This is a genomic window from Stenotrophomonas sp. NRRL B-14846, assembly GCF_050473585.1.
In the GTDB taxonomy this organism is placed as follows: domain Bacteria; phylum Pseudomonadota; class Gammaproteobacteria; order Xanthomonadales; family Xanthomonadaceae; genus Stenotrophomonas.
In genome coordinates this window covers 1-9,038 of record NZ_JBFLUN010000032.1, presented here as the reverse complement: position 1 = coordinate 9,038, position 9,038 = coordinate 1, and the positions used below count along the sequence as shown (strand labels likewise).

Sequence of the window (9,038 nt, the reverse complement as noted above, 5' to 3'; positions counted from 1 at the left end):
CGATCAAGAGCCGCAAGCACGCTTCGCCGCTTCGTACCCTGCCGCTGGCCACCGCCAGTCTTGCCGCCGGCCTCGGCCTGGCCACCCTGCCCACGCTGGCCCACGCCGAAGCCGCCGACAATGCGCGCACCCTGGACAAGATCGACGTGCACGCCATCCGTGGCTACAAGGCCGACAAGGTGACCTCGCCGAAGTTCACCCAGCGCCTGCAGGACACGCCGCAGACCATCCAGGTGATTACCAGCGACCTGTTCAACCAGCAGGGCGCCACCACGCTGACCGAAGCGCTGCGCAACAGCCCGGGCGTGGGCACCTTCTATGCCGGCGAGAACGGCAACACCACCACCGGCGACGCGCTGTTCATGCGCGGCTTCGACACCTCCAACAGCCTGTATGTGGACGGCTGTGCGCGATCTGGGCTCAATCTCGCGCGATGTGTTCAACATCGAACAGGTGGAAGTGACGAAGGGGCCGGCCGGCACCGACAATGGCCGCTCGGCGCCGACCGGCGCGATCAACCTTGTCAGCAAGCAGGCCAACCTGCAGGACGCGACGTCTGCCAGCATTTCGCTGGGCAGCGACCAGCAGCGCCGCGCCACTGCCGACTGGAACCAGTCGCTGGGCGCCACCAGCGCGCTGCGCATCAACGGCATGTGGCAGGACAGCGATCAGCCCGGCCGCGACCACGTGCAGAACAAGCGCTGGGGCATCGCACCGTCGCTGGCGTTCGGTCTGGGTACCGCCACCCGCTACTACCTCAACCTGCTGTACGTGAAGCAGGACAACGTGCCCGATGGTGGCGTGCCCACCCTGGGCCTGCCGGGCTGGACGCCGCAGCCGACGCTGGAAGCGCTGGCCGGGCATCCGGTCGATCCGGAAAATTTCTACGGCACCCGCGCTGACCACGATGACGTGACCGCGAAGATGGCCACGTTCCGCTTCGAGCACGACTTCAACGACAGCGTGCGCCTGACCAACACCGCGCGCTGGGGCCGCACCGAGCAGGACTATCTGCTCACCGCCTTCATGGGTACGGGCGTGCGCGGCGCGGGGGGCCGCCCGACCGGCAACATCACCTATGCCAACCCGGCTGACCTTTCAGCTACGCCATCGCGCGCAGCCTGCCGACCTTCAAGGACCAGCGCAACACCATCCTCACCGACCAATTGAACCTGCGTGCTGACTTCCGCACCGGCAGCGTCGGCCATGCGCTGAGCACCGGCCTGGAATTCACCCCGCGAAGAATTGGACAGCTACGGCCAGGCCGCCGTCGCCGGTACCAGCTGGCCCGCTGCGAACCTGTACAACCCGGACTGGAACGTCAGTGGCCTGAACTGGGCGCACAACGGCGCCGATGCACACGGCAAGACCACCACCTCCTCGGTCTACCTGTTCGATACGCTGTCCTTCGGCGAAAGCTTCCTGTTGACCGCGGGCGTGCGTGCGGACCACTACAAGACCGAGTACGCCAGCGCGTCGGTGTGTGGTGGCCGCGGCGGACCGGCGTGTGGCAGCAATCCTACCGGCACGGTGCTGCGCAACCCGACGCTGGACGCGTCGATACGCTGCTGAACTGGAAGCTGGGTGCCCTCTACAAGGTCGGCGATACCGTCAGCGTCTACGCCAACTACGCCATCTCGCAACAACCCCCGGGTGGCGCCAACTTCCAGCTGAGCAGCTCGGTCAGCAGTGCCGACAACCCCAAGCTGGATCCGCAGAAGGCCAAAACCTTCGAAGTGGGCAGCAAGTGGGCATTCCTGGATGACGCCCTGGCAGTGAACATTGCGTTGTTCCAGACCGATGTGGACAACGAGATCAACACCACCGTGCTCGACGATGCCGGCAACCCAACCCAGACCGGCAGCAAGCGGGTCAAGGGCGTGGAGCTCTCCGCAGTCGGCCGGCTGACCGACAACTGGTCGGTCAGCGCCGGCTACAGCCACCTGGATACCGAAGTAAAAGAAGGTGCAAAGGTGGCCGCCGATGGCACCACCAACCTGACCTATACCCCGGACGACACGTTCACCGGCTGGACCAGCTACACCCTGCCCTACGGCATCACCGTGGGCGGCGGCGTGCGCTATGCCGCCGGCATGCACCGCGGCACGACGGCGCGGTCGGCACCCCGTCGTTCACCAAGTCCTATGTGGTGTATGACGCGGTCGTGTCCTGGGCAATCAATGAAACCATCTCGCTGCGCTTGAACGGCTACAACCTGTTCGACAAGCAGTACGTGGCCAGCATCAACAAGAGCGGCTACCGTTACACCCCAGGTGCCCCGCGCACCTTCCTGCTCAGCGCGGACATCCGCTTCTGATGCAGCGCGCGGGGGAGCCCACTCCCCCCGCGTCCCCCAAAGGAACCGCCATGCTGCTGCACATTCCCGACGTGCTTTCACCCCAGGACGTGGCGCAGGCGCGTAGGCAACTCGACGCTGCAGACTGGACCGACGGTCGCGAGACCGTCGGTTCACAGGGCGCGATGGTCAAGCACAATCTGCAGCTACCCGATGCATCTCCCTGAAGGCGAAGCTGGGCAGGGACGTACTGGCCGCGCTGAGCCGCAGCCCTATGTTCTTTGCTGCCGCACTGCCCCTGAAGATCCTGCCACCGCGCTTCAACCGCTACAGCGGTGGCGGCACTTATGGCTTCCATGTCGATGGCGCGGTGATGAACCTGGCCAATGGCGAGCAGCTGCGTTCGGACATCTCCTGCACACTGTTCCTGTCCGAACCGGACGAGTACGAAGGCGGCGAGCTGGTCATCAGCGATACCTACGGCGAGCACGAGGTAAAGCTGCCGGCCGGCGACCTGATCGTGTATCCGTCCAGCAGCCTGCACCAGGTGCGGCCGGTCACACCGCGGCGCGCGCGTGGCTTCGTTCTTCTGGGTGCAGAGCATGATCCGCGACGACGTGCAGCGGCGCCTGCTGTGGGAAATGGATGGCTCGATCGAGCGCCTGCGGCAGACCGGCGGCGACGCCGAGGCGGTGCTGCAGCTGACCGGCGTGTACCACAACCTGCTGCGGCGCTGGAGCGAAGTCTGAGCCCCGTCGGGGCGGCCTGCGACATTTTGGCAATCATTCTCATTTGCAACGGCTAACAGCTCTCATTACAATCTCGCCCCGTTGATGCCGGCCGCTGCCGGCAGACCCTTGGGGACCCCCGCTTGCTGCGCCCGCTTCGCCCTCGTCCACTCATCCATCGCAAGATGGGCACCGCCATGCGCGGCCAGCGTCCCGCGCTGGCCAGCCTGCTGGCGTGGGTGGCGATGCTGGCCTTGCTGCTGGGCACCCTGCCGCTGCTGCCACAGGCCCACGCCGGAATGGCCGTGCAGATGCCGCTGGAAGAGCGCGGTGGCGAAGCGCCGCTGCAGGAAGAGGCGCCAGCCAAGCTGCGCCGCTGCGCGTCCGCTCCGGTGAAGTCGGCCGAGAAGGCACGTCCGCCACTGCTGCTGGCCAGCCAATGGCTGCGCACTGAACTCGAACTCGTACCCGCCACGCCGGCCATGCCCGGCGTGCGCCCGGACTGGCCGCTGGCCGCTCCGGACACGCCCTGGGCCGATGCGCCCGGGCGTCGCCAGCAACGCGGCCAGGCGCCGCCGCCCGCCTGATCCACGGCCCGACGTGACCGCCTGCGCGGTCGCGCCCGCACGCCGCTGCCTGCTTCATCCCTGCCGCCCCTGACCGGCCTTCCGTGCCTGCCGCGCCCTTCGCGCACGGCGTCGCACCACCCTGCATCCTTCGAGGTAACTGCCATGGCCAGCGCCATCGTGTCCGTTCGTCCCTGTCCCGCTCCCTGCTGACCAGCGCCGTGCTGGCAGCCTTCGCCAGCCCCGCCCTCGCCCACGGTGACGCCGCAGGCGCGCCGCAGACGCTGGACAAGGTGGTGGTCACCGCCTCCGGCTTCGAACAGAAAGTGATCGATGCTCGGCCAGCATCAGCGTGGTCAGCCGCGAGGAACTGAGCAAGCGCCCGTACACCAGCCTGGTCGACGCGCTGCGCGACGTCGAAGGCATCGATGTCGGCCTGGAAGCGACCGACAAGAACGGCCGCGCCACCGTCTCGATGCGCGGCCTGCCGTCCGAGTACACCCTGGTGCTGATCGACGGCCGCCGCCAGAGCAATGTCGGCCAGATCTATCCGAACAACTTCGGCGGCGGCCAGTTCGCCTACCTGCCGCCGCTGGATGCGATCGAGCGCATCGAAGTGGTGCGCGGGCCGATGTCCACGCTGTACGGCTCGGACGCGATGGGCGGCGTCATCAACATCATCACCCGCCGCAACCAGGACAGCTGGCACGGCGCGCTGACCCAGGGCTTCACCGTGCAGCAGGATGACCAGTTCGGCGATGCACGCACCACCGACCTGTACCTCAGCGGTCCGTTGCTGAAGGATCGCCTCAGCCTGGCGGTACGCGGCAGCTACTACGACGCCAAGGCCTCCAATCCCGAATGGGATGCGCTGCCGCTGCCGGATGGCACCCTGTGGAGCGCAGCATCGGCTTCGGCGGCGGTGGCAAGTCGGTCGCCAACACCAACTGGAACAGCGGCGTACGCCTGGACTTCCGCATCAACGACGACCACGAACTGTGGCTGGACTACGACGTGTCGCGGCAGAAGTTCGACAACAGCGAAGGCCAGACCGGCACCCTCGACAGCCTGGCCAGCCTGTGGCGCGTCGGCAACGCCGTCATTCCCAACCCGAACGGCAGCGGCACGCTCACCCGCCGCGTGGTGCAGCCGCGCGTGGGTTACACCGCCTACCAGCGCTACGAGCGCGACCAGCTGTCGCTGACCCATCAGGGCCGCTACAGCTTCGGCACCTGGCAGACCTCGCTGACCCACGGCAAGAGCAGCAACCTCGGCCGCTCGCTGCCGCTGACCCTGGACGAGCGCGCCAACCTGCAGACGCTGTGGAATGACGTCTGCCGCCGCACCGGTGCCGCCAACAACTGCGCGGCCGGCCGAGGCAATGCACTGACCGCCCTCAACCCGAGCGAGATGGCTCGCCTGCAGGCATTCCTGCCGCGTCCGCTGCGCACCATGGAGCTGGAAGGCTACGTGCTCGACACCATGCTCGACCTGGACTTCGACGCACACAAGCTGACCGTGGGTGGCCAGTACAACAACACCGACATGGTCGACGGCGTGTTCGGCATGGACGGCGCCGGCTACCGCAGCAACGTCAAGCAGAAGCACCGCATGTGGGCGCTGTTCGCCGAGGACAACTGGGCGCTGACCGACACCCTCACCGCCACATTCGGCCTGCGCTACGACGACCACAACGTGTTCGGCAGCCATGTCAGCCCGCGCGGCTACCTGGTGTGGAACGCCAGCGACGCATGGACCTTCAAGGGTGGTGTCAGCACCGGCTACAAGACCCCGCGTCCGGACCAGCTGTTCCCGGGCATCACCGGCTTCGGTGGCCAGGGCGTGCTGCCGCTGGTGGGCTCGCCCAACCTGAAGCCGGAAACCAGCACCAACTACGAGCTGGCCGCCTACTACGAGGGCCAGCGCTGGGGCTTCAACGTCACCGGTTTCTTCAACAAGTTCGAGGACAAGATCGCCAGCGGCGGCACCTTCCCGAACTGCGAAGTGGCCCGCGCCGGCAGCGGCTACTGCGTGGACATCGGCCCGGGCTGGGCGGCACTGGGCTACAGCACCTTCACCCAGAGCGTGAACATCGACAAGGCCGAGACCCGCGGTGCCGAACTGGCCGCGCATGTCGACCTGCTCGACAGCCTGCAGCTGCGCGGCAACTACACCTGGACCAAGAGCGAGCAGACCAGCGGCGCGCAGAAGGGCCTGCCGATCAGCGGCACCATGCCGGCCAGGCACATGGCCAACGCCAGCCTCAACTGGCAGGTCAACGAAGCGATCAGCCTGTCGCTGATCGGCGAAGGCCGCTACGACCGCTATCGCGACACGCTGCTGGACGCCAACGGCGCCAGCCACACCCGCTATTACGAGGACTACACCATCTTCCATCTCGGCGGCAGCTGGAAGGCCACGCCATGGCTGACGGTGAACGCGCGGGTCAACAACCTGTTCGACAAGGACTTCGTCTCGCAGTCGTGCCTGCTGATCAGCCAGAGCGAGTTCAACTGCGTGGACGACTATGCGACCAAGGACCAGCGCCGCAGCTACTGGATTTCGCTCAACGCGAAGTTCTGATCGCCGCGCACCGCCCTGCTTCGGTAGGTGCCAACCTAGGTTGGCACCGCCCTGCCCTGGGTGGGTGCCAACCTTGGTCGCACCGCTTCATCCACGCATGGCGTGGATCTACCGACCGGCGGTAACGGTAGTGCCGGCCGCTGGCCGGCAACCGCCAATACCCCATCCGAGCGGTAGTGCCGGCCGCTGGCCGGCAACCGCCAATACCCCGTCTGGGATACAGAACGATACGCAATTGCGAGCTATTCTCATCAATGATGTAATGGGCAGTCCCCGTCCGCCTCGAACCGTGCCGTGAGCCGTCCTGCCTCCTCCACCGTGCAGCAGCAACAGAACCGTGGCTTCTGGCTGCGGACGCTGCACCAGTGGCACTGGATCAGCTCGGCGGTGTGCCTGATCGGCATGCTGCTGTTCGCGGTGACCGGTCTGACCCTCAACCATGCCGCGAAGATCGAAGCCAAGCCCCAGGTGCAGAACCAGCAGCTGGAACTGCCTGCCGAACTTCTCGGCCAGCTCGGCACGCGCGAAGACGGCAACGCACCGATCCCGCGCCCGGCCCGGCAATGGCTGGACACGCAGCTGGGCATCGCCATCGGTGGACGCCCGGCCGAGTGGTCGGCCGAAGAGATCTACCTGTCGCTGCCGCGCCCCGGCGGCGACGCCTGGCTGAGCATCGATCGCGAGACCGGCGCGGTGGAGTACGAATCGACCTCGCGCGGCGTGGTGTCCTACCTCAACGACCTGCACAAGGGCCGCAATGCCGGCCCGGCGTGGGGCTGGTTCCTGGACCTGTTCGCCGTGGCCTGCCTGGTGTTCTGCATCACCGGCCTGTTCCTGCTGCACCTGCATGCACGGCAGCGGCGCATGACCTGGCCGCTGGTCGGCCTCGGCCTGATGATTCCGCTGCTGATCGCCCTGCTGTTGATCCACTGACGTCCCCCCATGAATTCCATCCGTTTCCCCGGAGCCGCCCATGCGCGTCACCCTGACCATCGCCCTCAGCGGCCTGCTGGCCACCTCGCCGGCCTATGCCACCACCCTCGACATCAACGTCGAAGTGCCCAAGCTCAACGTGGCCGAGTACCACCGCCCGTACGTGGCGGTGTGGCTGGAAGGCGCCGACCAGAAGGTCGCCGCCAACCTGTCGGTCTGGTATCAGCAGACCAGCAACAGCGAAGGCCATGGCACCAAGTGGCTGCCGGACCTGCGCCAGTGGTGGCGCAAGAGCGGCCGCACCCTGCAGGTGCCGGTGGACGGCGTGACCGGCCCGACCCGCCCGGCGGCAAGCACGCACTGTCCTTCAACGACAAGCAGCCGGCACTGAAGCAGCTGGCCCCGGGCAACTACACCCTGGTGGTGGAAGCGGTGCGCGAAGTCGGCGGCCGCGAACTGCTGAAGATCCCCTTCACCTGGCCGGCCACCGCCGCACAGAACGGCAAGGCGCAGGGCGCCACCGAACTGGGCCAGGTCACCCTCGCCGTCAAACCCTGAAAAGGGGACGGAGGGGATTAAGTCGTAATGCCCCTCGCCCTTGTCGCACCACCCCGCATCCACTGGAGTCTTCCGCATGAAGCGCACGCTCGTCCTCGCCGCCGCCCTGGCCGCTGCCCTTCCCTTCTCCGCCCTGGCCCACAAGGCCTGGCTGCTGCCCTCGCAGACCGTCATCGCCGGCAACGCGCCGTGGATCACCGTCGACGGTGCGGTCTCCAACGACCTGTTCTACTTCAACCACGTGCCGCTGCGTCTGGAATCGCTGGTGATCACCGCCCCGGATGGCAGCACCGTGCAGCCGCAGAACGCGTCCACCGGCAAGTACCGCAGCGTGTTCGACCTGGAACTGAAGCAGCCGGGCACCTACCGCATCGCCTCGGTCAATGACGGCCTGTTCGCCACCTACGAGCAGAACGGCGAGCGCAAGCGCTGGCGCGGCAGTGTCGCCACCTTCGGCGAACTGCCGAAGGACGCGAAGAATCTGGAAGTGAGCCAGTCGATCGGCCGCGTGGAGACCTTCGTCACCAACGGTGCGCCGAACGACACCGCGCTGAAGCCGACCAACCGTGGCATCGAGCTGGTCGCCGTCGGCCACCCGAATGACCTGTTCGCCGGCGAGGAAACCACCTTCCGCGTGCTGGTCGATGGCAAGCCGACCGCCGGCCTGGAGTTCGAGATCGTGCGTGGCGCCACCCGCTACCGCAACGCGCAGGACGAACTGAAGCTGACCAGCGACGCCAAGGGCGAGATCAAGGTGACCTGGCCGGAAGCCGGCATGTACTGGCTGGAGACCAGCACCGAGGACAACAAGACGTCGGTGAAGCAGGCCGCCAAGCGCCGCCTGAGCTACGTCGCCACGCTGGAAGTGCTGCCGCAGTAATGTGGACCGCGATGCCGGGCATCCCCGGCATCGCCACCGCAACGCATCACCATGACCGATTCCCTGCTCGACATCGCCCGCCTCGGTGGCACCACCATGGGCACCACCTGGAGCGTGTCGCTGGTCGCGTCGCGCCAGCGCGACCTGCACCCGCTGCACGCCGGCATCCAGGCGCGGCTGGATGAGGTGGTCGCGCAGATGAGCACCTGGGAGCGCGGTTCGGATCTGAGCCGCTACAACCGCGCCGACGCCGGCCAGTGGTGCACGCTACCGGCCGAGACGCGCCAGGTGCTGGCCTGCGCACAGGCCATCGCCGCCGCGAGTGAGGGCGCCTTCGACCCCACCCTTGGCCCGTTGGTTGCACTGTGGGGTTTCGGTGCACACGCAGGCGATCGCCACCTGCCCGATGCCAACACCCTGCAGGCCACCCGCGACCGATGCGGTTGGCAGCGCCTGCAGTGGCAGGACGATGTGCTACTGCAGCCGGCGGGGCT

At 67.1% G+C, this 9,038-nt stretch carries 4 protein-coding genes and 4 pseudogenes; all 8 read left to right on the top strand.

Translation table 11 applies throughout. The features are described 5' to 3' along the window. Positions 1–2: 2 nt before the first annotated feature. Positions 3–2,317 (top strand): annotated as a pseudogene (locus tag AB1281_RS24840) (catecholate siderophore receptor Fiu). A 50-nt stretch (positions 2,318–2,367) separates the two neighbouring features. Further along, positions 2,368–3,045: pseudogene (locus tag AB1281_RS24835) on the top strand (Fe2+-dependent dioxygenase). Between the two features lie 164 nt (positions 3,046–3,209). After that, positions 3,210–3,611, top strand: coding sequence for a hypothetical protein (locus tag AB1281_RS24830; RefSeq protein ID WP_430345057.1), 402 nt, complete (start codon positions 3,210–3,212; stop codon positions 3,609–3,611). Positions 3,612–3,736: 125 nt separating this feature from the next. Beyond that, positions 3,737–6,173 (top strand): annotated as a pseudogene (locus AB1281_RS24825) (TonB-dependent receptor domain-containing protein). 294 nt (positions 6,174–6,467) lie between these two features. Continuing rightward, positions 6,468–7,106, top strand: coding sequence for a PepSY-associated TM helix domain-containing protein (locus AB1281_RS24820; protein ID WP_101765062.1), 639 nt, complete (start codon positions 6,468–6,470; stop codon positions 7,104–7,106). A gap of 40 nt (positions 7,107–7,146) precedes the next feature. Then, positions 7,147–7,664, top strand: a pseudogene (locus tag AB1281_RS24815) (DUF2271 domain-containing protein). Positions 7,665–7,740: 76 nt separating this feature from the next. Then, positions 7,741–8,544, top strand: a complete 804-nt coding sequence (locus AB1281_RS24810; RefSeq protein WP_430345055.1) for a DUF4198 domain-containing protein — start codon at positions 7,741–7,743, stop codon at positions 8,542–8,544. 51 nt (positions 8,545–8,595) lie between these two features. Then, positions 8,596–9,038 (top strand): FAD:protein FMN transferase (locus AB1281_RS24805; RefSeq protein ID WP_430347300.1); only part of this gene is annotated, 443 nt, incomplete at its 3' end.